At 60.0% G+C, this 22,415-nt stretch carries 28 protein-coding genes; 22 read left to right on the top strand and 6 right to left on the bottom strand.

Annotation, left to right across the window (positions count from 1 at the left end; genetic code table 11):
* Position 1: 1 nt before the first annotated feature.
* From PH547_RS16970 to visR, 9 genes are all read left to right on the top strand, one after another.
* Entirely contained in the window at positions 2-469 is a 468-nt protein-coding gene (locus tag PH547_RS16970) for a chemotaxis protein CheW (RefSeq protein WP_104821978.1), read from the top strand.
* Positions 466-1,374 carry a protein-glutamate O-methyltransferase CheR gene (gene cheR / locus PH547_RS16965; protein WP_104821979.1) on the top strand — a complete coding sequence of 303 codons (909 nt, stop codon included), beginning with the start codon at positions 466-468 and terminating at the stop codon, positions 1,372-1,374. The genes PH547_RS16970 and cheR overlap by 4 nt, the downstream gene beginning before the upstream one ends.
* Positions 1,371-2,414 (top strand): protein-glutamate O-methylesterase CheB, encoded by a 1,044-nt coding sequence (cheB, locus tag PH547_RS16960; RefSeq protein WP_104821980.1) that lies wholly within the window; start codon positions 1,371-1,373, stop codon positions 2,412-2,414. Before cheR ends, cheB begins: the two co-directional genes overlap by 4 nt.
* Positions 2,414-2,803: a response regulator gene (locus PH547_RS16955; protein WP_004128537.1), complete on the top strand. Its 390-nt coding sequence runs from the start codon at positions 2,414-2,416 to the stop codon at positions 2,801-2,803. The genes cheB and PH547_RS16955 overlap by 1 nt, the downstream gene beginning before the upstream one ends.
* Positions 2,800-3,354 carry a chemoreceptor glutamine deamidase CheD gene (gene cheD, locus PH547_RS16950; protein ID WP_104821981.1) on the top strand — a complete coding sequence of 185 codons (555 nt, stop codon included), beginning with the start codon at positions 2,800-2,802 and terminating at the stop codon, positions 3,352-3,354. Before PH547_RS16955 ends, cheD begins: the two co-directional genes overlap by 4 nt.
* Positions 3,355-3,371: 17 nt before the next feature.
* Positions 3,372-3,761, top strand: coding sequence for a chemotaxis protein CheT (gene cheT / locus PH547_RS16945; protein WP_104821982.1), 390 nt, complete (start codon positions 3,372-3,374; stop codon positions 3,759-3,761).
* A gap of 165 nt (positions 3,762-3,926) precedes the next feature.
* A complete protein-coding gene (gene fliF / locus PH547_RS16940; RefSeq protein WP_104821983.1) occupies positions 3,927-5,606 on the top strand; it encodes a flagellar basal-body MS-ring/collar protein FliF in 1,680 nt (559 codons plus the stop codon).
* A 534-nt stretch (positions 5,607-6,140) separates the two neighbouring features.
* Positions 6,141-6,878 (top strand): transcriptional regulator VisN, encoded by a 738-nt coding sequence (gene visN, locus PH547_RS16935; RefSeq protein ID WP_104821985.1) that lies wholly within the window; start codon positions 6,141-6,143, stop codon positions 6,876-6,878.
* Between the two features lie 11 nt (positions 6,879-6,889).
* Entirely contained in the window at positions 6,890-7,636 is a 747-nt protein-coding gene (gene visR / locus PH547_RS16930; RefSeq protein WP_104821986.1) for a transcriptional regulator VisR, read from the top strand.
* Between the two features lie 184 nt (positions 7,637-7,820).
* Here visR and PH547_RS16925 read toward each other — a convergent pair whose 3' ends face one another.
* The 6 genes from PH547_RS16925 to motA form a co-directional block, all read right to left on the bottom strand.
* A complete protein-coding gene (locus tag PH547_RS16925; protein ID WP_104821987.1) occupies positions 7,821-8,258 on the bottom strand; it encodes a hypothetical protein in 438 nt (145 codons plus the stop codon).
* Positions 8,259-8,263: 5 nt separating this feature from the next.
* Complete coding sequence (gene flhB, locus PH547_RS16920; RefSeq protein ID WP_104821988.1) at positions 8,264-9,343, bottom strand: flagellar biosynthesis protein FlhB; 1,080 nt, start codon at positions 9,341-9,343, stop codon at positions 8,264-8,266.
* Positions 9,344-9,436: 93 nt separating this feature from the next.
* The gene (gene fliG / locus PH547_RS16915) at positions 9,437-10,480 is read right to left on the bottom strand and encodes a flagellar motor switch protein FliG (protein WP_104821989.1); all 1,044 of its coding nucleotides are present in this window, start codon (positions 10,478-10,480) and stop codon (positions 9,437-9,439) included.
* A 49-nt stretch (positions 10,481-10,529) separates the two neighbouring features.
* Positions 10,530-11,066, bottom strand: a complete 537-nt coding sequence (fliN, locus tag PH547_RS16910; RefSeq protein ID WP_104821990.1) for a flagellar motor switch protein FliN — start codon at positions 11,064-11,066, stop codon at positions 10,530-10,532.
* A 66-nt stretch (positions 11,067-11,132) separates the two neighbouring features.
* Entirely contained in the window at positions 11,133-12,077 is a 945-nt protein-coding gene (locus PH547_RS16905) for a FliM/FliN family flagellar motor switch protein (RefSeq protein ID WP_104821991.1), read from the bottom strand.
* A 5-nt stretch (positions 12,078-12,082) separates the two neighbouring features.
* Positions 12,083-12,955 (bottom strand): flagellar motor stator protein MotA, encoded by an 873-nt coding sequence (motA, locus tag PH547_RS16900; RefSeq protein ID WP_104821992.1) that lies wholly within the window; start codon positions 12,953-12,955, stop codon positions 12,083-12,085.
* 228 nt (positions 12,956-13,183) lie between these two features.
* Here motA and flgF point away from each other — a divergent pair, with 228 nt between their 5' ends.
* The 13 genes from flgF to fliP all read left to right on the top strand — a co-directional run bounded on the left by flgF (position 13,184) and on the right by fliP (position 22,316).
* Positions 13,184-13,918, top strand: a complete 735-nt coding sequence (gene flgF, locus PH547_RS16895) for a flagellar basal-body rod protein FlgF (RefSeq protein WP_104821993.1) — start codon at positions 13,184-13,186, stop codon at positions 13,916-13,918.
* A 12-nt stretch (positions 13,919-13,930) separates the two neighbouring features.
* Positions 13,931-15,319: a flagellar protein export ATPase FliI gene (gene fliI / locus PH547_RS16890; RefSeq protein ID WP_104824982.1), complete on the top strand. Its 1,389-nt coding sequence runs from the start codon at positions 13,931-13,933 to the stop codon at positions 15,317-15,319.
* Between the two features lie 100 nt (positions 15,320-15,419).
* Positions 15,420-15,965 (top strand): flagellar protein, encoded by a 546-nt coding sequence (locus tag PH547_RS16885; protein ID WP_285168923.1) that lies wholly within the window; start codon positions 15,420-15,422, stop codon positions 15,963-15,965.
* A 117-nt stretch (positions 15,966-16,082) separates the two neighbouring features.
* Complete coding sequence (gene flgB, locus PH547_RS16880) at positions 16,083-16,475, top strand: flagellar basal body rod protein FlgB (protein WP_104821995.1); 393 nt, start codon at positions 16,083-16,085, stop codon at positions 16,473-16,475.
* A gap of 16 nt (positions 16,476-16,491) precedes the next feature.
* The gene (gene flgC, locus PH547_RS16875; RefSeq protein WP_104821996.1) at positions 16,492-16,911 is read left to right on the top strand and encodes a flagellar basal body rod protein FlgC; all 420 of its coding nucleotides are present in this window, start codon (positions 16,492-16,494) and stop codon (positions 16,909-16,911) included.
* Positions 16,908-17,258 (top strand): flagellar hook-basal body complex protein FliE, encoded by a 351-nt coding sequence (gene fliE / locus PH547_RS16870; RefSeq protein WP_104821997.1) that lies wholly within the window; start codon positions 16,908-16,910, stop codon positions 17,256-17,258. The genes flgC and fliE overlap by 4 nt, the downstream gene beginning before the upstream one ends.
* Positions 17,259-17,355: 97 nt before the next feature.
* On the top strand, positions 17,356-18,144 hold the full coding sequence (gene flgG / locus PH547_RS16865) for a flagellar basal-body rod protein FlgG (protein WP_104821998.1): 789 nt from the start codon (positions 17,356-17,358) through the stop codon (positions 18,142-18,144).
* Positions 18,145-18,177: 33 nt separating this feature from the next.
* Positions 18,178-18,663: a flagellar basal body P-ring formation chaperone FlgA gene (gene flgA, locus PH547_RS16860; protein ID WP_245463923.1), complete on the top strand. Its 486-nt coding sequence runs from the start codon at positions 18,178-18,180 to the stop codon at positions 18,661-18,663.
* Positions 18,660-19,778: a flagellar basal body P-ring protein FlgI gene (locus PH547_RS16855; RefSeq protein ID WP_104822000.1), complete on the top strand. Its 1,119-nt coding sequence runs from the start codon at positions 18,660-18,662 to the stop codon at positions 19,776-19,778. The genes flgA and PH547_RS16855 overlap by 4 nt, the downstream gene beginning before the upstream one ends.
* Positions 19,775-20,311 carry a MotE family protein gene (locus tag PH547_RS16850; protein ID WP_285168922.1) on the top strand — a complete coding sequence of 179 codons (537 nt, stop codon included), beginning with the start codon at positions 19,775-19,777 and terminating at the stop codon, positions 20,309-20,311. Before PH547_RS16855 ends, PH547_RS16850 begins: the two co-directional genes overlap by 4 nt.
* Entirely contained in the window at positions 20,308-21,021 is a 714-nt protein-coding gene (flgH, locus tag PH547_RS16845) for a flagellar basal body L-ring protein FlgH (RefSeq protein ID WP_104822002.1), read from the top strand. The genes PH547_RS16850 and flgH overlap by 4 nt, the downstream gene beginning before the upstream one ends.
* A 45-nt stretch (positions 21,022-21,066) precedes the next feature.
* Entirely contained in the window at positions 21,067-21,561 is a 495-nt protein-coding gene (locus PH547_RS16840) for a flagellar basal body-associated FliL family protein (protein WP_104822003.1), read from the top strand.
* Complete coding sequence (fliP, locus tag PH547_RS16835; RefSeq protein ID WP_283049118.1) at positions 21,558-22,316, top strand: flagellar type III secretion system pore protein FliP; 759 nt, start codon at positions 21,558-21,560, stop codon at positions 22,314-22,316. The genes PH547_RS16840 and fliP overlap by 4 nt, the downstream gene beginning before the upstream one ends.
* The last annotated feature ends 99 nt before the right edge of the window (positions 22,317-22,415 follow it).

Here is a 22,415-nt window from a genome sequence, read left to right as displayed (position 1 = left end):
TATGTCATATGCCGTCAAGAACCTGACCCAGGGTGCCCGTGAGCTGATCGCCTTTCGCATCGGCGATCAGGAATTCTGCGTCGATATCATGTCGGTCCGTGAAATCCGCGGCTGGACGCCGGCGACGGCCATGCCGCATGCGCCAGCCCATGTCCTTGGCATTATCAACCTGCGCGGCGCTGTCTTGCCGATCGTCGATCTCTCGGCCCGCCTCGGCATGAAGCGCGCCGAGCCGACCGCGCGTCATGTGATCATCGTGGCGCAGGTCAAGCGTAAGGTCGTCGGCCTGCTGGTCGACGCCGTGTCCGATATTCTGACGGTCACCGACGACAATATTCAGCCGACACCGGAAATCTCTTCCGATTATGAGCGGCAGTTTGCACGCGGCATCCTGGCGATCGACCGCCGCATGATCTGCCTTATCGAACTCGAAACCCTGTTCCCGGACAGCGAAAGCGAAGCTGCATGAGCATTATGGGAGCGACAGATTTCAGGGCATCCCCGGACGAGGTGCTGGCCAGCGGCGAATATCCGCTGACACGGCGCGATCTCTCTGAAATTGCCGCCATGATCTACTCGGACGCCGGGATTTCTCTCAACGAGACCAAAGCCTCGCTGGTCTATTCGCGGCTGTCGAAACATATCCGCGCGCTGGGTTTGCCGGGCTTTCGCGATTATTGCCAACTGGTCTCCTCGCCGGCGGGCGCGGCGGCGCGGCGCGAGATGCTGTCGCATCTGACGACGAATTTCACCCGCTTCTTCCGCGAGAACCATCATTTCGATCATCTGCGCGACGAGGTTCTCCCCGGCCTTCTGGCGCGCGCCAAGAGTGGCGGTCGCGTTCGCATCTGGTCGGCTGCCTGTTCCGACGGACAGGAGCCCTATTCCATCGCGCTCACGGTTCTGTCACTGCTGCCGAACGTCGCCGAGCTCGATTTCAAGATTCTGGCAACGGACATTGATCCGAAGATCCTCGGCCTTGCTCGCGCGGGTGCCTATGACGAGACGTCGCTCGAGACGGTTTCGCCCGCCATGCGCAAGCAATGGTTCCAGGAAGTCGAGGTCCAGGGGCGCCGCAAGTTCCAGATCGACGATCGCGTCAAGCGGCTGATCACCTTCAACGAGCTGAACCTGATGGCGCAATGGCCGTTCAAGGGCCTGTTCGACGTCATCTTCTGCCGCAACGTCGTCATCTATTTCGACGAGCCGACGCAGACGAAGATCTGGTCGCGCTTCGCCGGCCTGCTGCCGGAGAACGGCCATCTCTATATCGGCCATTCCGAGCGCGTCTCCGGCGAGGCCAAGCACGTCTTCGACAATATTGGCATTACCACCTATCGCCGCATTGCCAATTCCACCGGGAGGAAAGCATGAGCGCTCCCGCCCGTGTTCTTGTTGTCGACGACTCCGCAACCATGCGCGGCCTGATTACCGCCGTTCTGAGCTCCGATCCGGAGGTCGACGTCATCGGTCAGGCCGGCGACGCGATGGAAGCGCGTGCGGCGATCAAGGCACTCAATCCGGACGTCGTGACGCTCGATATCGAGATGCCGAACATGAACGGCCTCGATTTTCTCGAAAAGATCATGACGCTGAGGCCCATGCCGGTCATCATGGTATCGACCATGACGCATCGCGGCGCCGAGGCGACCCTGACGGCCCTTGAAATCGGCGCGTTTGATTGCGTCGGCAAACCTGCTCCCGGCGAGCCGCGTCCTTTCGGCGATCTGGCGGAAAAGGTGAAGGCGGCCGCCCGTTCGCAGCGGCAATATAGCAAGCCTGCCGCCAACAATACACAGCCGCCGGCGACCGCGGATTTCCGCGTCGGCCGCAAGATTGTCGCGATCGGTTCGTCCACCGGCGGCGTCGAGGCATTGATCGCGGTCCTGCAGAAATTCCCGGCCAATTGCCCGCCGACCGTCATCACCCAACACATGCCGCCAAGCTTTACCCGCAGTTTTGCCGAACGGCTCAACCGCCTCTGCGCACCCGTGGTGCAGGAGGCGACCGATGGTGCGCGGCTGGAAATCGGCAAGATCTACCTGGCGCCCGGCGGCGATCGGCATTTGCAGGTCGCCAATACATCGGCACCCCATTGCCGCCTGGTCGACCGCGGACCTGTCAACGGCCATCGTCCATCCGTCGATGTGCTCTTCGATTCAGTCGCCGAGCTCGCCGGCCGCAACGCGGTCGGCGTGATCCTGACCGGCATGGGGCGCGACGGCGCCGCCGGCCTTCTGAAGATGCGCCATGCCGGCGCACGCACCATCGGTCAGAACGAAAAGACCTGCGTGGTCTACGGAATGCCGAGGGTTGCGTTCGAGTTGGGTGCAGTCGAGCAGCAGTTTCCGCTGAACGCCATTGGCGAGGAAATTTTGAAAGTAACAGCCGCCCGCAAGGAAGGGAGCGAATAATGTCTCTAGCGGAGAAAATCAAAGTTCTGATCGTCGACGATCAGGTCACCAGTCGTCTGTTGTTGAGCGACGCGCTGACGCAACTAGGTTTCAAGCAAATCACTGCTGCCGGTGACGGCGAGCAGGGCATGAAGATCATGGAGCAGCAACCACATCATCTGGTGATCTCCGACTTCAACATGCCGAAGATGGATGGTCTCGGCCTCTTGCAGGCCGTGCGCACCAATCCGACGACGAAGAAAGCGGCCTTCATCATCCTGACGGCGCAGGGCGACCGTGCGTTGGTGCAGAAGGCCGCCCAGCTCGGCGCCAACAACGTTCTCGCCAAGCCCTTCACCATTGAAAAGATGAAAGCGGCGATCGAGGCCGTGTTCGGAGCATTGAAATGATCGTCGAGGGTGCTGCCCGTCGCGTGCACATCATTCAGGGCGAGTACAAGGTCATCAACGACCCGGACGTGGTGCTGTCGACCATTCTCGGCTCGTGCGTGGCGGCATGCTTGCGTGATCCGATTGCGGGCGTCGGCGGCATGAATCATTTTCTGCTGCCGGGAACGGCTGCTTCGCCGACGAGTGGTGGTGATGCGACGCGTTACGGCGTGCACCTGATGGAGCTTCTGATCAACGGCCTCCTGAAGCAGGGCGCGCGTCGTGACCGGCTGGAGGCGAAGATCTTTGGCGGTGCGAAGACGATTGCCACCTTCTCCAATGTCGGCGAACAGAACGCTGCCTTCGCTATGCAGTTCCTGCGGGATGAAGGCATTCCGGTCGTCGGCTCCAGCACCGGCGGCGAGCATGGACGCAAGATCGAATATTGGCCGATCTCCGGCCGCGCCCGGCAATACCCGTTGACCGGCGCCGAAACGCAGAAGACCGTGGCTCTGGAACAGCGCCCCGTTGCCGCCCCGAAGCCGGTCGACAACACGATCGAATTTTTCTGATCAACGAGGACTACCTCATGACCACCATTCCGCGTCCCGAACCAATCGCCATGCAGGAAGCTCTCCCAGCCATCCTCATGCGCATAGTCTCGGAATTGCACGACGTCGCCTACCTGATCGAGCGCATCGAACCGCAACTGCTCGATCTCAGCGGCGTCAACGTGCTGGAATCGCCCGACTCTATGAAGGTCATGCAGGGCATCGATCTCGCCGTGCAGAAGACGCGGGGCATTGCCGAGTTCATCGACACCATCACCGGCGACATACCGGATGGCTGGATGGTCGATGTTGCGACGGCCCTGAGCCTGGTGAAGCTCGCCGAAATGCAGAAAGCTCTCGGCGGCGGCGGTCGCCATGGACATTCCCAACCCTTGGCCAAGGCCGCCGGCGACTTCGATTTCTTCTGATCGGAGCGCCGGCGCCTGATATTGTTTTTCTTATATTATCTCGGATAAATTTTTCGAGTTCTTCATTTTTCCTGCCCGGGACGAAACGCTCGCACAAGTTTCGATTTCTATCTTCGCTGCAGGGCACAAAGCCATCAGGTCTTTGACGAATCGTGCGAGAACAGAATGAATCTGTTAAATCAATTAGTTCCCTTGTTCAGGAATCTGCAGAACCTGGGGAGGACACGCCTGCTGATCATGGCGGGCGTCGGCGTCGTTTCCATGGCGCTGATTCTGTTTGCAGCCCTCTACGTCAATAAGCCTGCCCAGGAAACGCTCTATGTGGGCCTGGATGCAACCGATCTGAACCAGATCAGCATTGCGCTTGCCGAAGCCAACATCGGTTTCCAGGTGGGTACGGACGGCACCAGCCTCACCGTGCCGGCGGGCATGACCGGCAAGGCGCGCCTGCTTCTCGCCGAGCGCGGCCTGCCGAACAGCACCACCGCCGGCTACGAACTCTTCGACAATGTCGGCTCTCTCGGTCTGACCTCCTTCATGCAGGAAGTGACCCGCGTGCGTGCGCTCGAAGGCGAAATCTCCCGCACGATCACCTCGATCACCGGCATTAGCGCGGCACGCGTCCACATTGTCATGCAGGATGTCGGCAACTTCCGCAAAGCGGACCAGAAGCCGACGGCCTCGGTCATGATCCGGGCGAACGCCGAAGCGGGGCGCAAAGCGGCCCAGGCCATCCGCCATCTCGTTGCCTCTGCCGTTCCAGGCCTGGAAGTCGACGATGTTACGATCCTCGATTCCACCGGCCAATTGCTCGCCTCGGGTGACGATCCCGGCAATGGCGCGCTGAACCGCAATCTCGGCATCGTGCAGAATGTTCAGGACGAGGTCGAATCGAACATCAACAAGGCGCTTGCTCCATTTCTCGGCATGGACAATTTCCGCTCCAGCGTGACGGCGCAGCTCAATACCGATAGCCAGCAGGTGCAGGAAACCACCTACGATCCGGATTCGAAGGTCGAGCGCTCGGTTCGCACCACCAAGGAAGCGCAGAAATCGCAGCAGCGCCAGTCGGATACGGCAGCGACCGTTGAGCAAAACATTCCGCAGGCTGCCCCGCAGTCCGGTGGCAGCGGACCGACATCGAACGACCAGTCCGACAAGCGCGAAGAACAGACCAACTACGAAATCAACAGCAAGACGACCGCGACGACCCGCAACAGCTACAGGGTCGAGAAGCTCTCGGTGGCCGTGGTGGTCAACAAGGGCCGCATCGCCCAGATGGTCGGTCAGCCGGCCGATCAGGCGAAGGTCGACGCCTATATCGCCGAGATGCAGAAGATTGTCGCGACCGCTGCCGGCGTCGACACCACCCGCGGCGACGTGGTGACCGTCAATGCGATGGACTTCCTCGACAATCAACTGCTCGAGGACACCTCTTCCAGCTTCAACATCATGGATATGCTGAGCCGTAACATGGCTGGCATCATCAACTCGGCTGCCTTCGTCGCGGTTGCCTTCCTCATCGTCTGGATGGGCTTCCGTCCGCTGATCCGCTCGCTCGGCGGCGGTGTGGCCGGTGGCGCGGCTCTGCCGGAAGCGGCGGGCCTGGAACTGCCGGATTTCGCTCCCGCCGTCGGCGGGCCGGGTGCCGCCCTGATGGACGGCTTTGGCTCGGACTTCGGCTTCGACAGCACCGACGATCTGCTGACGATGGGCGAAGACGGCGGCACCTTCAACCGCCGCGTCAAGGAAGGGCCGGAACGCCGCCTCTCGCGCATGGTGGAAATCAGCGAGGAACGCGCCGCGAAGATCCTCAGAAAATGGGCCGTCGACAACGCTGCCTGATGAAAAGACCGGGAGATATTCCCGGTCTTTTCATGTCATCGGAAAGAACGCCGCTTGATCGTGCCAACTCTGGGTTTTCGCAAATATTTGCTTCACGTATGCGTACCGAAATCGAGTGACCGAACCTGTTGGCAAGACATTTCCTGGTCGGAAATTTCGTTGCTGGGTAGAAAGAATCGACTTACAATCATCATACCTATTCGGAGTTGCGTCGAAGCGGCGCGAATCAGACCATGAGATCCGTGTTTGGTGAATTCAGCGAATTTGGAGATGCCAGCACGCGGAGAAATCAGTCTATAGTTGGTTGATTGCGATTTGGGCGATTCGCATGCGCTTGCCGAAATCGAATTTATATATTAGCGCGCTTATCGCGTCATACGTCCGTATGGAATCGTATGGGGCGGAGTAATAAGTTGAGTTGGTGCAGATGCCTTTGCGAAGATCGATGCCGTCTTCGAGGTTATGCGCCGGGTCCAGACCGAGCAATGCTCTCGTTGGCGTTAGAGCGCCTAACAGCGGCAGGAAATGCAAAAAATGGACGTGCAGATATTGCAGGGGAGCAAAGGCGACAAGGATGTGCGATTGGCCGCGTCCGCCAATGCCATGTCGCGCGATCAACTCGTTCAGCAGTTGAGCGCCATTGCCGGCCCTGCCTATCTCCAATCTGGCCTGCGCGTGTTGACGGATTATGTCGGCGCCTCCCACTATCTTCTGGCCCGCTGCGACCTGATCCAGGAAAGCGGTCTCGACTTCGTCGTGTCCTCCGATTGGCCCTTCGATCTTGTTCGCCGTCTTGCTTCCGAGCTCACGAGCGGCTACGGCCGCACGGGCGAGCTTGAGAAATGCATGTCGCTGTTCCAGCCGAATTTTGCGTTCCTGCCGGATGATGTCGAGCTGCCGGAAGGCGTCAGCCGCCAATATTGCTCGCTGACCTTCAATGTTGGCCGCACGCGCTTCTCGCTGATGCTGCTTGCCCATGATGGTCTGTTGCTGTCGCCGGAGCGGCTGCGTGACGCCGGATTGCTGTCGGGTTACTTCGCGAGCTTCACGCGCTGCGTGGAAGGCAAGTCCGAGCGCGATTTCGATCTCACCGAGCGTGAGCTGGAATGCTTGTTCTGGATTGCCGAAGGCAAGACAAGCGACGAGATCGCCATGATCCTCGGCATCTCGCGCAACACCATCAACAACTATATCACCAGCGTCATGCGGAAGACCGCGACCAAGACGCGATCGGAAGCGATCGCCTTTGCTGTCAGAAACAACCTCGTTTGAAAGCCCGATGAATGCGATATCAGCCGGTTAGGACGACGGACACGCCAAGCGAAGGAAGGCTCGGCCGTTCGCATCGGATATCCAGCCGTTCTGATCTCTTCCCGAAGCTTGTGTCGATGCAGAAGCTGATCGACGCGCAGAATTTTGCAGTATATCGCCTCAGCGGCTCCGGCCTGCCGAGCAAGCAGCGCCTAGTCTGCGAGCTGGAAAATTGGGGCTCGACCAATACCGTCCTCAACAAGGCCTTTGTCGAAGCCTATGGCGAGGCGATGATCGAGCATATCGAAAAGTCGCTGCTGCCGCTGATGTGGAACGGCCGTGATAGCGACAGCACCGCCGAGACGCCCGATTTTGCCTCGTTCACCCAGCGCCTGAAACCGCATCTCCTGCCTTTTGCCGGCGTCGCCTTTCCGGTGCGCCTGGGATCGGTCGGCAACGGCTATGTCGTGTTCGCCGCAAAATTCATGGATCTGACGAGCGATATGATCGTCGAGCTGCATGGCCGTAGCTGCCAGATCATGATGGATCTCCTGTCGCTCGACGAGCGGCGGTCGCCGGCCGCCGAAGCGCTGAGCGAACGCGAGATCGCCTGCCTGCAGCTTGCAGGTGATGGCCGGATCAGCGAGGAAATAGCCGAAAAGCTGGGGCTGTCGGTGCACACCGTCAACGCCTATCTCGGTTCAGCGACGATCAAGCTCGACAGCGTCAACCGCATTCAGGCAATCGCAAAAGCTATCCGTTTCGGTTACATCAGCTAAAGCGCTTCTTTGGATCCAGAGCATCTTATCCGCTATCGGCTATTCCCAGCGGATAAGATCTTCCAGAAATTGTAGAAAGCAAAAGGCGAGCGGTTCCGCGCCTGACTGAAAGCCGAAGCGCGCACGAATGCCGAGATGCCTCAGCGGACCTTCATCATGAAAGTGGGGATGGTTTGAGCCTTGTTCAGGCTGCGCGCGTCGTTCCGCCGATCGCGTAGCGGGCGTCCCGCAGGCTGCGGGCGAGAAGCGCAGTGTTCTCGTCCGGATCGGCCGAGGCTTTGTCGAAGGCGATATGGTTGATTTCGATGCCGGCATGATGTTCGGCCAGCGCGAGCTTGGCATAGACGGTGACGCCGCGCGGTTTGATTTCGAGGTCGATGGTGACTTCCGCCGGCCCGCCCCATTCAAGCTTGTAGTCGCCCCCAAGGCCGAAATTGACGGTGCCCGGATGGAAATAAAGCTCGGCCGCCGACGCCACGAGGTCGGCAAGATTGCCATAGCGCTCGAAGCGCAGCAGCGAAATCAGATCGGCCGCGTCGAGGAGCCGCAATTCGCTGGCGACCGGGCTGATGGCTTCCGCGAGAATTTGTTCACGTTGGGCAGAGTAGGGGGATTTTTTCATTCGATTTATCGTACCCGTTTTCTGTTCGACTGCGTGGCATAGATCCTATGGATCAGCTCTGCGACGGCCTTGTAAAACACTGACGGGATGACACTATCTACCGAGACTTGCGCAAACATGGAGCGCGCGAGTGGCGGATCTTCGAAGACGGGGATGCCATTTGCCTCGGCGATCTCCCTGATTTTGAGGGCGATGAGGTCCTGCCCCTTGGCGACGACGATGGGTGCGTCGTTTTCCTCCCGGACATAACGCAGCGCCACGGCAAAATGGGTCGGATTGGCGATGACCAGCGTGGCACGCGGCACCTGCTTCATCATGCGCCGGCGGGCACGGTCGCGGGCGATCGAGCGCTGCCTCGATTTGACGATCGGGTCGCCCTGGGATTGCTTGTGCTCTTCCTTGACCTCCTGCTTCGTCATTTTCAACTGATCGACCCAGTGGTAGCGGGTCCAGAGCACGTCGCCGATGCCGACGACGGCTGTCGCCAGCAGCACGATGGTCAGAATTTTCTGGATGATGGTCGTCAGCCGCACGAAGATCGTCTGCGGATCGGAAACCAGCGAATCGATCGCATGGAAGAACTGCCCGCGCAGCACAAAGAACATGATGACGCCGACCAAGACGATCTTGGCAAGCGACTTGCCGAATTCCACCAGACCCGACGTGCTGAAGATGCGGCCCCAGCCCGCCACCGGCGAAATGCGGGAAAACTGTGGCGCGATGCGGTCGAGAACGGGTGTCGGCAGGTTCTGGAACATCGAGGACCCGATGCCGAAGGCGAAGAACAGCACGACCGCGGGCAGCAGCAGATTGCCGACTTCCCAGCCGATGCGGATGAACAAGGAAATGACGTCAGACCCCGTCTCGAGCTGCCACTGATCGGGTTTTTCGAAGAGGTCGCGCAGCACCTCGCCCATGCGCCCGACGCGCTCCGGCAGGAAGAAGGTGACGTAGATGACGGTCGCGAGCATCGACGCAAAGAGCGTCGCTTCCTTGGAGTGAGGCACATTGCCTTTCTCCATCGTGTCGCGGAGTTTTTTCTCCGTCGGTTTTTCTGTTTTACTGTCCTTGTCTTCGTCAGCCAAAGAAGCCGTCCTTCATGAAACGGAAAGAGGCCGTGCATCATGCACGGCCTTGTTCTGAACAGTCTAAGACGATTTAGGTGAGTCGCGCTGAGATCACGCGGCTTCTTCCACAGGCGTCTTGTCTTTTGCCTTGAGTTCGATCTGGCCGGAATTGGAAAGCCGGATGGCTTCCTGGGCGATGGCGCGCCGCGCGATGGCGATTTCGCGCGGATTGATGCCGGTGGTGATCTGCAGGTCGGATTCGATCATGCGGCGCTGGCGCGGGCTGATCGAACTGAGCACGATCTCGCGAATTTCGGACGAGGAACCACGCAGCGCCATGGTGAGAATGTCGGCCGCGATGTCGTTGAGCAGCATGACGCGGCTCGGCTGCGGCATGAGCGTGAGGTCGTCGAAGAGGAAGATCTTCGGACGCACCTTGTCGACCGATTCCTTGTTGAGCGTTTCCAGCGATGTGAGCAGCGTATCGACCTGCGGCTTGTCCAGCTCGTTCATCAGCTCCGCCACCTTCGTCGAGCCGGAAGCATTGCGTTCGGCATCGATTTCCGCCATCAGCCCCAGCACGCGGTTTTCGATGATCTGCGCCGCTTTCGGGCTGACATCCTTGAGATTGACGGTGCGGTTCATGATGTCGGCGCGTTGCGCCTCGGGCAGTTGCAGCAGAACCTTGGCGCCGAAGGAGGACGGCATCATCGACAGCACATAGGCGATGGTTTGCGGATGTTCGCGCAGGAAGAACTTGGCGACGAAAATCGGATCCGCCTCGCCGAGGCGATCCCAGATCGAAGTTTCGTAAGCCTGGAAGGCGGTGCGCCGGCCGAGAAGGCTGTCGACCTCGTCGGGTGTCAAGCCTTCCTCGAGAATGCTTTCGATTGCCTTGGCGTTGTCCATCAGACCCGCGCCTTCGGTGAAGAGATCCTCGAATTCCGCGACGAGCTGCGCCAGCTCGTCCGGCGGAATAACCCTCAGCGACTGCGCAGACGCGATGATGAGCTGCAATTCATGCTGCGTGAAATATTTCAGCAGCCGTCCCGCAACCTGTTTACCCATGGCAAGGAGAACAGCAGCAGCCTTCTCAGCCTGAGATAACGGTTGCTCGGCGAGGGCGCCGCCGCTGAAATCGTCAAAGTCCATCATGGTCTTCGTCTCCGTCCCGAACAGGGAGTGGGCTTATTCTGAACAGAGTTCAGTTTTTCTTCGTATTCGATACTTCGATGAGCTTGATACCGAACCTGGTGTCATCATGTTCCAGCACGGTAATTTCGCCCCGGCCGATTCTGCGGCCGTTCACGGTGATCTCGACGGGCTCGCCGATCTTCTTGTCGAGCGCGATAATTGCGCCTTCGGTCAGGTTCATCAGGCCGGAGACCTGCATGCGGCTGCTGCCGAGCACGATCTGAACGTCGATCGGGATGTCCATGATCAGGTCGAGATTGGCGGTCAGCGCGCTGCCCGGAGCTGACGGTTCGGCGAAGGAGGAGCCGCCGAAATCGCTGGCGCCGAAAGCGGAGCCTGCATTGTCGTCCCCGAAATCGCCGCCGAAGGCCGAAAGATCCGTGCCCGGCTCGGCCCCGAATGCATCGGCGCCGAAATCCGGCATGCCACCGTCGGTGTCTTTCTTCAGCACGCCGCGCAGGCCGTCGATGGCCTCATCCAATGCGGCGTCGCTGTTTTCAACTTCCAGCGATTCCTCGCCGCTTTTCTGTGTCGTCTTCCTAGCCATGAAATCACTATTCCAGTTGAAACTTGCCTCAAGCTGCCGTGGGTGCCCCAGGCACCCGCCAGCCGGTCAATTCATCAGGTGTCGAAGAAGCTCGTCGTCGGAATTCACATTGTCCTTGACGCGCACCGTGTAATTTTCGCCCGAACGGCCGAATTCGCAGATGTAGAGGTCCTTGCTGTTGGCGCTGACCTCGACGCGAACATCGCCTGCGTCCATGAAGGGAATGACATCGCCGACGGCGAGTCTCGAAATTGTGTTCAGCGTCAGCGATTCCAGCTGGATGCGGGCCTCGAGCGTCACCTGTGAGCGACGCACCTGTTCGCTGAGCTGCTCCGTCCATGCTTCCGACGCTGCGGACGGGTTCTTGGCTCGCGGTGGGCTGACGACGGTCCGCAGCAGAACCTGCTGCGGTATGATGACGACGATTTCCGAGACGGTCTTGCCGAGCGAAATCATCATGGTGATGGCAGCGGCGAATTCATCGACCTGGTCGGCAGCCGGCTTCGGGCGATTCTCGATATTATACGGCGGATCGAGATTGGGTTCGAAACCGCCAGCCGCATTGACCGCCGAGCGCAGCACGTTGGCGATCTTGTCGAACACCATGACGGCAAGGTCGAGCTCGATGATCGAAAGCGGCCGCGGAAGGGGTGCCTCGATGGTCTCGGGCAGCGCGCCCAGCATGTGCTCCATCAGGGTCATTATGAAGCCTGTGCCGCAGCCGAGAACGAATTGCGGTGCCCAGTTGCGTAGCGAACCGTTCACAAGCGCGCAGTTGCCGCCGAGGCCGGCGATAAGATCGTTCATCAGTCCCGACTGGCAGCCGGAATAGGCGACGGACACGTCGAGGCCCGTTTCGCTCTTGATGAAGTCGGGGAGGAATTCGCCGTAGACCTGGCCGAAGGCGGCGGCGAGCTTTCCGACGGTTGCCTGATCTCCGAGGCCGCCGGTCAGCTTGGCGAAGAGGGCGCGGTCCATCGTATGCGCCTTGGCGGATGATTGCTGGCTCATGGTCGTCAGGCCGCCTTGCTCTCACCGCCGGGATTCATCATTTCCTGCTCGACGGCATCGATCGACGGCCGTTCGTAGGAGGAGATGGTCTTGCGGCCGTATTCGAGTGCCACCTGCGGCACGGAGCCGTTCATGTAGGCCAGCAGCGTCTGCTTGACGATCACGTAGAGGCGATGCTGCTTGCTGCGTACGATCTTGATCTGCGACACGAGGGGCGCGCAGACGGAATAGGAAAGGAGAATGCCGAGGAAGGTGCCGACCAGCGCCGAGCCGATGAGGTGACCGAGCACTTCCGGCGAATCGTTGATGTGGCTCATGGCCTTGATGACGCCGAGAACGGCGGCGACGATACCGATGGCCGGGAAGGAATCGCCCATGATCGTGATGGCATGATAGGGCTTCATCTTGTCGTGCAGGATAGTGTTGATTTCCTCGTCCATCAGCGCCTCGATCTCGTGGGAGCGGGCGTTGCCGATGATGATGAGGCGGACATAGTCGCAGATGAAGGCCGTCAGTTCCTTGTTCTTCAGCACCGTCGGGGCGGCTTGGAAGATTACGGATTCGTCCGGGTTGTCGATATGGGCTTCGATTTCGTTGCGTGACTTGGTGCGCAGATCGCGCATCAGCGCGTAGAGCACGCCGAGCGTATCGAGATAATTGCGCTCCTTCGGAACCGAATGCTTGAAGGCCTCGCCCAGCGCCTTGCCGGAATCCTTCACGACCTTCATCGGATTGGCCATGATGAAGCCGCCGATGCCGGCGCCCGCGATGATGACAAATTCGAAGGGCTGGAACAGCGCGTCCACATGCCCGCCCATCGCCATGAAGCTGCCTATGATGCAGCCGCAGGTCACTACAAATCCGATAATAATATTCATCGCCAGTCCACACCTGAACGTTGCTTCCTCCGTTGAAGTAGGAGACCTGCCTTGCGTGAGGCTGTTCGGCGCGCTTCGAAGCGGCCTTTCGCCGTGTCAGCTTCGCACAAGCCAGTGCTGGCAGAGTATCGGGTAAGGGCATTCATGCCCGGCTAACGACATGTCGGAGCGCCGCGATATCTGGCGTTTCCTTTCCCGTTATTCTCCAATGTCCGGAGGGCTTGAAAAATGCAGTCTGGTATTTATGTGGCGCTGTCATCGCAGATGGCGCTCGAGCGGCGTCTGACGACGATCGCCGATAACATGGCCAACGTGAATACCACGGGTTTTCGTGGCACCGAGGTCAAGTTCAATCAAGTCCTCAGCAATACCGAAAACAAGCTCAACGCCAAAGTCGCCTTCGTCTCGCAAGGCAACGACTATCTCTCTACCGACAACGGCGAACTGGAAAACACCGGCAATCTCTTCGATTTTGCGGTCAAGGGCGATGCTTGGTTCGGTCTCAACACGCCGGCTGGCATGGTTCTGACGCGCGATGGCCGCTTTACCATGACCGAGAGCGGCGCCCTGGTCTCCACCAGAGGCTATCCGGTGCTTGATCCCGGCGGCGCACCGATCCAGCTCGACCCCGGCGGCGGCGCGCCGAGCGTCTCCTCGGATGGCACGATCGCTCAAAACGGCAAGCAGGTCGGCAAGATCGGGCTCTATAGCTCCGATATCAGCAAGGGCTTCCTGCGCTATGACAATAGCGGCGTGTTACCGACGGACTCCCCGCAGTCCGTCGTCGACCACTCCCATATCGGTATCGCCCAGGGCTATCTCGAAAATTCCAACGTCAACGGCATGCGGGAAATGACCCAGCTTATCGAAGTCAGCCGCGCCTTCGACAATATCTCGACGCTTACCAGCAGCAGCGAAAGCACGCTCACGGACGCCATCAAGACCCTCGGCGGCAGCCAGTAAGAGGGTCGGATGATGTTCGAGGATGGGATGCCCGAGGGCGCGATGTCGCCGAGATTCTCGCGGATGGCCGCTTTGGCGGATCAATATTTGATGGCGGAAAACACGGTTGCCGATGGCGGCCATGTACGCACCATCGCGGCCGGGCACTACACCGTCGCCGGCCTTTCCAGGCATGTGCGCCTCGGCGAGTTCGTCGCCCACCGTTCCCCGACCGGCATCCATCTCGGCGAAGTTGTCCGCGTCGAGCCGGAATTGACCTACGTCTGTCCGATCGAGCCGGGCGAGCCGATCGGCATCCACGACGTCATCATCCGCAAGGGCGCCTTCCGTATCGCGCCGACGGATAGCTGGTGCGGGCGTACGATCAACTCGCTGTGCGAGCCGATCGATGGCCTGGGACCGCTGACGGCAGGCATGGACTCGCGCTCGATCTCCAACACCGCGCCACCCTCGATGACGCGCAAGCGCGTCGAGACGGGTTTCAAGACCGGCGTGCGCGCCATCGACATCTTCTCGCCGCTCTGCCTCGGTCAGCGTCTCGGCATCTTCGCCGGTTCCGGCGTCGGCAAGTCGACGCTGCTGTCGATGCTCGCCCGGGCCAATGCTTTCGACAAGGTGGTGATTGCGTTGGTCGGCGAACGTGGCCGTGAAGTGCGTGAATTCATCGAGGACACGCTGGGTTCGCACATGCAGAAGTCGATCGCCATCGTCGCGACCAGCGATGAGAGCCCGATGCTGCGCAAGATGGCGCCATTGTCTGCCATCACCATCGCCGAGCATTTCCGCGACCAGGGCGACAATGTGCTGTTGATCGTCGACAGCGTCACCCGCTTTGCCCATGCCATTCGCGAAGTGGCGACGGCCTCCGGCGAGCCGCCGATCGCGCGTGGTTATCCGGCCTCGGTTTTCACCGAACTGCCGCGCCTTCTGGAGCGTGCAGGACCAGGTCCGGAAGGGACCGGCACGATCACCGCGATCATCTCCATCCTCGTCGACGGCGACAATCACAACGACCCGATCGCCGATTCCACCCGCGGCATTCTCGATGGCCATATCGTCCTGCAGCGCAGCCTGGCGGAGGAGGGGCGCTATCCGCCGATCGATCCGTTGGCCTCGGTGTCGCGCTTGGCGCGCAAGGCCTGGACGCCGGATCAGGAAAAGCTGGTTTCGCGCCTGAAGGCACTCGTGCACCGCTATGAGGAAACCCGCGACCTGCGTCTGATCGGCGGATACCGCCAAGGCAGCGACCCGGATCTCGACATGGCCGTCCGCCAGGTGCCGATCATCTACGACATTCTGAAACAGACCCCCGGCGAACGGCCTTCGGCCGACGCCTTCACCGACCTTGCGACCGCGTTGAAAAACGGCTCGGCCGCAAACATCCAGCCGAGAGCGAAATGACGTTTCCACGAAATGTCGTTCGCTCCAACCACTTGATTTCGCATCATCCCGTCCGAAACCGCTTCACGCATTTCGGACTATGCCGAGGGAGAGGCCAGACGTGAGAGAATCCGATGCAGACGAACCGGTCGCTCCGCTGAAACCGGCAAAAAGGCGGACCTTTGCCGATAAGGCCCTGGCTGGCACCGGTCTGTTGCTCGCCGGTATTTCGGCTTTCTTCCCCTGGTATGTGTTCCTGAACCCCGACAAGTTCGGCATTCACGTTGCCGAGGGCGAGCGCACCCGCGATCTGCCGAATTGGCCGGGACGCGAGATCGTCAACGTTTCGCCGCTTGCCATGGTCAACAAAAATCCCGATGGGCCGAAAGATTTCGCTCCCGATCCGCTGACGACGGCAACGGTCAGCAATGTTGGACGCGAGGACGACAAGGGCCAGCCGGCCGAAGATCAGCCGTTTCCCGGCAAGTCGCCGTTCCATTTGCTGCACGTCGCAAACGGCCGGGCGCTCATTGAGGATGACACCGGCATGTATGTCGTGCGTGTCGGCTCGATCCTGCCCGATAACAGCCGCTTGGCGACGATCGAGCAGCGCGACGGAAAGTGGGTCATCGTCACTTCCACCGGTGACGTCTACGGCCACAATTGAGAGCCCGCAATCGCCTGCGTATCAGGCTTAGTAAAGACTTTAGCAAGAACGCATCCCCCGCAAGTCCCACGCAAGATTATCCCTCTAGGGTCCTGCTGTAAGAACGGAGAGAAGCCCATGCAACCCATTCAGCTCTTTGACCTGGCCTCGCGGCAAGCCGAGTGGCTCCAGGTTCGCCAGGAGGTCGTTGCCGGCAATATCGCCAATGCCAATACCCCGAAGTACCACGCCAAGGACGTCACGCCGTTTCAAGCCGTTCTCGACAACGAGAATGTCGGCATGGCGAAGACCAACCCGGCGCATTTTTCGGGCAATGAATTCAGTGAGAGCGGCGACGTCAACGTCGAGGAAGCGTCGCTCAATCAGGAAATCGGCGTCCAGGAGTCGGGTAACACCGTCGGCCTGGAAGACGAGCTCGCCAAAACCGGCGACATCCAGCGCCAGTACGGTTTGAACACCGCGCTGGTCAGCTCCTTTCATCGCATGATGTTGATGACCGTAAAACAATAGATGAAGTGAAGATGTTATGGACCCTTTATCAGCCGCGTTGAAGATTGCGGGCTCCGGCCTGGAGGCCCAATCGACCCGCCTGCGTGTTGTTTCCGAAAATATCGCCAATGCCCGTTCGACGGGCGACACCCCCGGTTCCGATCCCTATCGCCGCAAGACCGTGACGTTCGGCGCCGAGCTCGATCGCGCCAACAACCTGACCACGGTGGGTGTGAAGAAGTTGGGCGAGGACACCAGCAAGTTCGTCGAGGAATACGACCCAGACAACCCGGCGGCGGACCCGAAGGGCTATGTGAAGATGCCCAACGTCAACGTCCTCGTTGAAATGGCCGATATGCGCGAAGCCAATCGTTCCTATGAGGCCAATCTGCAAACGATCAAGCAGTCGCGCGATCTCATCAATTCCACCATCGATCTCTTGAAGAATGCACAATGATTGACGCTATCAAGAATGTCTCCTCCCTTTCCGCAGTCCGCGGTCTCGGCAACATTACCACCGACGAAAGCTCCTCTTCGTCCAACAGCCTGGCGCCGACGCTTGGAACAACGCTTGGAAATGCGACCGGCGCAAGCTTCGCCTCGGTCATGTCCAACGTGGCGAAAGACACGGTCAATACGCTGAAGGAAGCCGAAAACGCCTCCTTCGCCGGCATCAAGGGCACGATGAGCACCCGCGAAGTGGTCGACAAGGTCATGCAGGCGGATCAGACGCTGCAGACGGCGATCGCGCTGCGCGACAAGATGGTCTCCGCCTTTCTCGATATTACGAAAATGCAGATTTAGGGCGGGTGGCCCCGCTCCCATTATTTGATTTGGCGCGATTTTGTTTAAAGCCGCTTTGCGGCTTTCGGGATCACGCTCTAGCTCGAAGGACGAAGACATGAGAGCGCTCGCTATTGCCGCGACGGGCATGGACGCCCAGCAGACCAACCTCGAAGTAATCGCGAACAACATCGCGAACATCAATACGACGGGTTACAAGCGTTCCCGCGCCGAGTTCTCGGACCTTTTGTACCAGACCGAACGCGCCAAGGGCATTTCCAACCGGCCGAACCAGGCCGTGGTGCCGGAAGGCGCCAATATCGGTCTCGGCGTGCAGACGACGGCCGTGCGCAACATTCAGATCCAGGGCGAACTGTCGCAGACGCAGAACGATCTTGACGTCGCGCTGGTCGGCCGCGGATGGTTCCAGATTCAGATGCCCGACGGCACGACGGCCTATACGCGCGCCGGTTCGTTCAACAAGAGCGATACGGGCCAGATGGTGACCGCGGACGGCAACGTGCTGGAGCCGGGGATCACGATCCCGAACAATGCCAGCAACATCGTCATCAACGAATCCGGTCAGGTCTCGGCGACGATCGGCACCGCGACGACGCCGACCGTTCTCGGCCAGTTGCAGATCGCCAACTTCGTTAACGAAGCCGGTTTGCAGCCGATGGGCAGCAACCTCTTCACCCAGACGCCGGCCTCCGGCGATCCCGTCGTCTCCGATCCCAATACCAACGGCTTCGCCTACATGAAGCAAGGCTATCTGGAATCGTCGAACGTCGATGCGGTCAAGGAAATCACCGATCTGATCAGCGCGCAGCGTGCCTACGAGATGAATTCCAAGGTCATCACCACCGCCGACGACATGGCGCAGATCGTCAGCAAAGATCTGAAGTAACGAGAGGACGGGCCGAACATGAGGGTTCGCCGGATGAAAAGCTTAGCAATGGCCTGGCTCGCCGCGGCGAGCCTCTCCGTCATGTTCGTGTCGGCCGCTCCCGCCGGCGCAACGGGCACCGATGGCACCAGCCTGGGGACCGCCGTCGTGCCGACCGAGACGATTTATCCGGGAGATATCATCAGCAGCGGCCAGCTCGAAGAGGTCGACGTCACCAATCCGAATCTGACCGGCGATTACGCCAAGCGGATCCGGGATGTAACCGGCTTGGTGTCGAAACGCACGCTTTTGCCTGGCCGAACCATCTCCATTTCGGCGCTGCGCCAGCCCTTCGCCGTGACACGTGGCTCCAATATCCGTCTGGTGATGAGCATGGGCAGCATGACGATCACCGCGGCTGGAACGCCGCTGGATGACGGCGCGGTCGGCGATAGCGTACGAGCCCGCAATCTGGACTCCGGCATCATCGTCAACGGTACTGTTCTCGAAAACGGCACGATCCGAGTGGTCGCAAAATGAGAAGCCTTCGCCATTTCCTCGGAGTTTTGCTGGCATTGCCGAGCCTGATCGTCGCCGATCCGGCGCTGGCGATGCAATCGCGCATCAAGGACATAGCCTCGCTGCAGGCCGGCCGCGACAACCAGTTGATCGGCTACGGCCTGATCGTCGGTCTCCAGGGAACCGGCGACAGCCTGCGTTCCTCGCCCTTCACAGAACAGTCCATGCGCGCGATGCTGCAGAATCTCGGCATTTCGACGCAGGGTGGCCAGTCCGCCGCCAAGAATACCGCCGCCGTCATGGTGACGACCAATCTGCCGCCCTTCGCCAGTCCCGGCAGCCGCATCGACGTCACGGTCAGCTCGCTGGGCGATGCGACGTCGCTACGCGGCGGTACGCTGATCATGACCTCGCTCAGCGGTGCCGACGGGCAGATCTATGCCGTGGCGCAGGGCTCGGTCATCGTTTCGGGCTTCCAGGCCCAGGGTGCGGCCGCGAGCGTCACCGAAGGCACCACCACCGCCGGCCGTGTGCCGGGCGGCGCCATCATCGAACGCGAGCTGCCCTCGCGTTTCAAGGATTCCGTCAATCTTGTCCTGCAGTTGCGCAATCCGGATTTCTCCACCTCGATCCGCATCGCCGATACGGTCAATGCCTGGGCGACCTCGCATTTCGGCGGTCCGATCGCCGAGGCCAAGGATTCTCAAGAAGTTGCGATCGAAAAGCCGAAGATGGCGGATCTGACGCGGCTGATGGCGGATATCGAAAATCTCGACGTCCAGACCGACACGCCTGCCAAGGTCGTCATCAATGAACGCACCGGAACGATCGTCATCGGCGCCGATGTCCGCGTCTCGCCGGTCGCCGTCAGCTACGGCACCTTGACGGTTCAGGTCAGTGAAAACCCGCAGATCGTGCAGCCGGAGCCCTTCTCGAACGGTGAGACGGCCGTTCAGGATCAGACGGATATCACCGCCAGCAAGAGCGGCGGTCGCGTCGCCGTGCTCGAAGGACCCGATCTGAAGACGCTGGTCTCCGGGCTGAACAATATCGGCGTCAAGCCGGACGGCATCATCGCCATCCTGCAAGGCATTAAATCGGCCGGCGCCCTGCAAGCGGAGCTCGTGCTGCAATGACATCGATCACCATCGCCAGGAAATTGCTGACCGCCGGCTGCGTGGCGATGGCGTTGCTGCGGTCGGTCTCGGCCGCAACGGCGCAGGAAGCGCCGAAGCCGGTCGTCGACCCGGCTTCGAGCCAGGACGAGATCAAACAGTTCTGCACGAACATCGCGGACCCGGCCCGCGACCAGCGCTATCTGCTGCAGAAGCAGGAGCTTGAGAAACTGCAGGCCGATGTCGACCAGCGCATCGCCACGATGGACAAGCGCAAGGCGGAATACGAAGACTGGCTGAAGCGGCGCGACGACTTCTTGAAGACCGCCGATTCCGGCCTGGTCGACATCTACAAAAACATGAAGCCCGATGCGGCGGCGGCAAGCCTTAATGAGGTCAAGGTCACCGTAGCGGCTGCGATCATCATGAAACTCTCACCGCGCCAGTCGAGCCTCATTCTGGCGGAGATGGACGCGCAGAAGGCCGCTGTTGTCACCAACATCATCTCCAGCGCGTCCGATCCGAATACATCGAAGTCGAAGGACCCCTCATGAACATGCGTCTTACGGCCACGTGCGCAGTCGTCGTTTTCCTCGCCGGTTGTCAGTCGCAGGCTCTGAAGGAAATCGGCAGGGCGCCTGCCATGAGCCCGATCGGCAGCGGCCTGCAATATGCGCAGACGCCGCAGATGTTGCAGTATCCGAAGCGGCCGCATCAGGTGGCGCAGGGATACTCGCTCTGGAACGATTCGCAGGCGGCCCTTTTCAAGGATTCGCGAGCCCTCAATGTCGGCGACATCCTGACGGTCAATATCTCGATCAACGACAAGGCGAACTGGGATAACGAGACCAATCGCAGTCGCACGAACAAGAGCGATATGAACTGGGATATCACCGCCAAGATCTTTGGCTGGCAGCCGAGCACCAATGCTGACGCAACCTCCGGCTCCGACACCAGCACTGACGCCAAGGGCAAGATGCAGCGTTCCGAGCAGATCACTCTGCTTGTTGCCGCGGTCGTCACCGGCGTTCTCGAAAACGGCAACCTGATGATCAGCGGTTCGCAGGAAGTGCGGATGAACCAGGAGATTCGTATCCTGAACGTCGCCGGTATCGTCCGGCCTCAGGACGTCACGTCGGAAAACACGATCTCCTACGACAAGATCGCCGAAGCGCGTATCTCCTACGGCGGCCGCGGCCGTCTGACGGAAATTCAGCAGCCGCCGCGCGGCCAGCAGGCGGTCGACCTGCTGTCGCCGCTCTGACGGCCGGGCAGCCACACGGTATTTTGCTAACAGGCGGACAGAGACATGGCAGCAGCGGCAGACGCATCGGAAAAAGGCAAGGGATCGCCGCTGATCATGATGATTGTCGGGCTGGTGATCCTGACGGTTCTCGGCGGCGGCGGCGGCTGGTTCCTCGGCACCATGGTCTCCCCGAAGATCAAGACGGCGACGGCCGTGGCAAAGGCTGCGGAGCAGACCCCGACCGGCGAAAAGCAGGCAGCGGCCGCCGCGGAAGCAAACGGCATCATTCAACTCGATCCGATCACGACCAATCTTGCCTATCCCTCGCAAAACTGGATCCGGCTCGAAATCGCGCTGATGTTCAAGGGCAAGCCGGACGCGCAGCTTGCGGAGGCCATCCATCAGGATATCCTCGCCTATGTTCGCACCGTTTCGCTGCAGCAGGTCGAAGGCCCGCGCGGCTTCCAATATCTTCGGGATGACGTTCAGGAACGTGTTGACCTTCGCTCGGAAGGGCGGGTATCGAAAGTTATGTTCAGAACTTTCGTGATCGAATGATTCGATTATTATTTGCTTTACTTATATTGGTTTTCGCTGCGTTTTCGCCTGAGATGGCGATGGCGCAGCAATTGCCGCAACAGCTCCCGACGGATCTCTTCAATGTCCCGGTGAACGGCTCGGTCGCGGCCTGGATCATTCGCACCTTCGGGCTGTTGACGATCCTGTCGATCGCGCCAGGCATCCTCATCATGGTGACGAGCTTTCCGCGCTTCATCATCGCGTTTTCGATCCTGCGTTCGGGCATGGGCTTGTCCACCACGCCGTCGAACACGATCCTGCTGAGCCTCGCGCTGTTCATGACCTTCTACGTCATGTCGCCGACCTTCGATCAGGCCTGGAAGGATGGCGCGCAGCCGCTGATGGCCAATCAGATTTCGGAGGCCGATGCCGTTCAGCGCATCGCCGAGCCTTTCCGCACCTTCATGTCCAACAACACGCGCGACAAGGACATTAAGCTCTTCGTCGATCTGGCGCAGGAGCGCGGGCAAACTGTCGTGGTCGACAACAAGATCGATTATCGCGTGCTGATCCCGGCTTTCATGATCTCGGAAATCCGCCGTGGTTTTGAAATCGGCTTCCTGGTCGTTCTGCCGTTTCTGGTCATCGACCTGATCGTCTCGACCATCGTCATGGCGATGGGCATGATGATGCTGCCGCCGACATCGATCTCGCTGCCCTTCAAGATCCTTTTCTTCGTGCTGATCGACGGCTGGAACCTGCTGGTCGGCAGCCTTGTGCGCTCTTTCCACTAAAGCAATTCCGGGAAAAGTGCGAAGCGGCTTTCCGTCCGGAATGCGTAAAAGCAAAGGGATAGAGCGCCGTGCGTTCATATGAGCGCACAAAGGTCGCTG

This window comes from Rhizobium cerradonense (assembly GCF_030182455.1).
Classification (GTDB): Bacteria; Pseudomonadota; Alphaproteobacteria; order Rhizobiales; family Rhizobiaceae; genus Rhizobium.
The sequence above is the reverse complement of the archived record's forward strand: the minus strand, read 5'-3'. Positions and strand labels throughout refer to the sequence as shown.

What these genes read in the sequence shown, in the direction of transcription:
- PH547_RS16970 (WP_104821978.1), top strand. Translation starts at nt 2, where the DNA reads ATGTCATATGCCGTCAAGAACCTGACCCAGGGTGCCCGTGAGCTGATC.
- cheR (WP_104821979.1), top strand. Translation starts at nt 466, where the DNA reads ATGAGCATTATGGGAGCGACAGATTTCAGGGCATCCCCGGACGAGGTG.
- cheB (WP_104821980.1), top strand. Translation starts at nt 1,371, where the DNA reads ATGAGCGCTCCCGCCCGTGTTCTTGTTGTCGACGACTCCGCAACCATG.
- PH547_RS16955 (WP_004128537.1), top strand. Translation starts at nt 2,414, where the DNA reads ATGTCTCTAGCGGAGAAAATCAAAGTTCTGATCGTCGACGATCAGGTC.
- cheD (WP_104821981.1), top strand. Translation starts at nt 2,800, where the DNA reads ATGATCGTCGAGGGTGCTGCCCGTCGCGTGCACATCATTCAGGGCGAG.
- cheT (WP_104821982.1), top strand. Translation starts at nt 3,372, where the DNA reads ATGACCACCATTCCGCGTCCCGAACCAATCGCCATGCAGGAAGCTCTC.
- fliF (WP_104821983.1), top strand. Translation starts at nt 3,927, where the DNA reads ATGAATCTGTTAAATCAATTAGTTCCCTTGTTCAGGAATCTGCAGAAC.
- visN (WP_104821985.1), top strand. Translation starts at nt 6,141, where the DNA reads ATGGACGTGCAGATATTGCAGGGGAGCAAAGGCGACAAGGATGTGCGA.
- visR (WP_104821986.1), top strand. Translation starts at nt 6,890, where the DNA reads ATGCGATATCAGCCGGTTAGGACGACGGACACGCCAAGCGAAGGAAGG.
- PH547_RS16925 (WP_104821987.1), bottom strand. Translation starts at nt 8,258, where the DNA reads ATGAAAAAATCCCCCTACTCTGCCCAACGTGAACAAATTCTCGCGGAA.
- fliG (WP_104821989.1), bottom strand. Translation starts at nt 10,480, where the DNA reads ATGATGGACTTTGACGATTTCAGCGGCGGCGCCCTCGCCGAGCAACCG.
- fliN (WP_104821990.1), bottom strand. Translation starts at nt 11,066, where the DNA reads ATGGCTAGGAAGACGACACAGAAAAGCGGCGAGGAATCGCTGGAAGTT.
- PH547_RS16905 (WP_104821991.1), bottom strand. Translation starts at nt 12,077, where the DNA reads ATGAGCCAGCAATCATCCGCCAAGGCGCATACGATGGACCGCGCCCTC.
- motA (WP_104821992.1), bottom strand. Translation starts at nt 12,955, where the DNA reads ATGAATATTATTATCGGATTTGTAGTGACCTGCGGCTGCATCATAGGC.
- flgF (WP_104821993.1), top strand. Translation starts at nt 13,184, where the DNA reads ATGCAGTCTGGTATTTATGTGGCGCTGTCATCGCAGATGGCGCTCGAG.
- fliI (WP_104824982.1), top strand. Translation starts at nt 13,931, where the DNA reads ATGTTCGAGGATGGGATGCCCGAGGGCGCGATGTCGCCGAGATTCTCG.
- flgB (WP_104821995.1), top strand. Translation starts at nt 16,083, where the DNA reads ATGCAACCCATTCAGCTCTTTGACCTGGCCTCGCGGCAAGCCGAGTGG.
- flgC (WP_104821996.1), top strand. Translation starts at nt 16,492, where the DNA reads ATGGACCCTTTATCAGCCGCGTTGAAGATTGCGGGCTCCGGCCTGGAG.
- fliE (WP_104821997.1), top strand. Translation starts at nt 16,908, where the DNA reads ATGATTGACGCTATCAAGAATGTCTCCTCCCTTTCCGCAGTCCGCGGT.
- flgG (WP_104821998.1), top strand. Translation starts at nt 17,356, where the DNA reads ATGAGAGCGCTCGCTATTGCCGCGACGGGCATGGACGCCCAGCAGACC.
- flgA (WP_245463923.1), top strand. Translation starts at nt 18,178, where the DNA reads ATGAAAAGCTTAGCAATGGCCTGGCTCGCCGCGGCGAGCCTCTCCGTC.
- PH547_RS16855 (WP_104822000.1), top strand. Translation starts at nt 18,660, where the DNA reads ATGAGAAGCCTTCGCCATTTCCTCGGAGTTTTGCTGGCATTGCCGAGC.
- PH547_RS16850 (WP_285168922.1), top strand. Translation starts at nt 19,775, where the DNA reads ATGACATCGATCACCATCGCCAGGAAATTGCTGACCGCCGGCTGCGTG.
- flgH (WP_104822002.1), top strand. Translation starts at nt 20,308, where the DNA reads ATGAACATGCGTCTTACGGCCACGTGCGCAGTCGTCGTTTTCCTCGCC.
- PH547_RS16840 (WP_104822003.1), top strand. Translation starts at nt 21,067, where the DNA reads ATGGCAGCAGCGGCAGACGCATCGGAAAAAGGCAAGGGATCGCCGCTG.
- fliP (WP_283049118.1), top strand. Translation starts at nt 21,558, where the DNA reads ATGATTCGATTATTATTTGCTTTACTTATATTGGTTTTCGCTGCGTTT.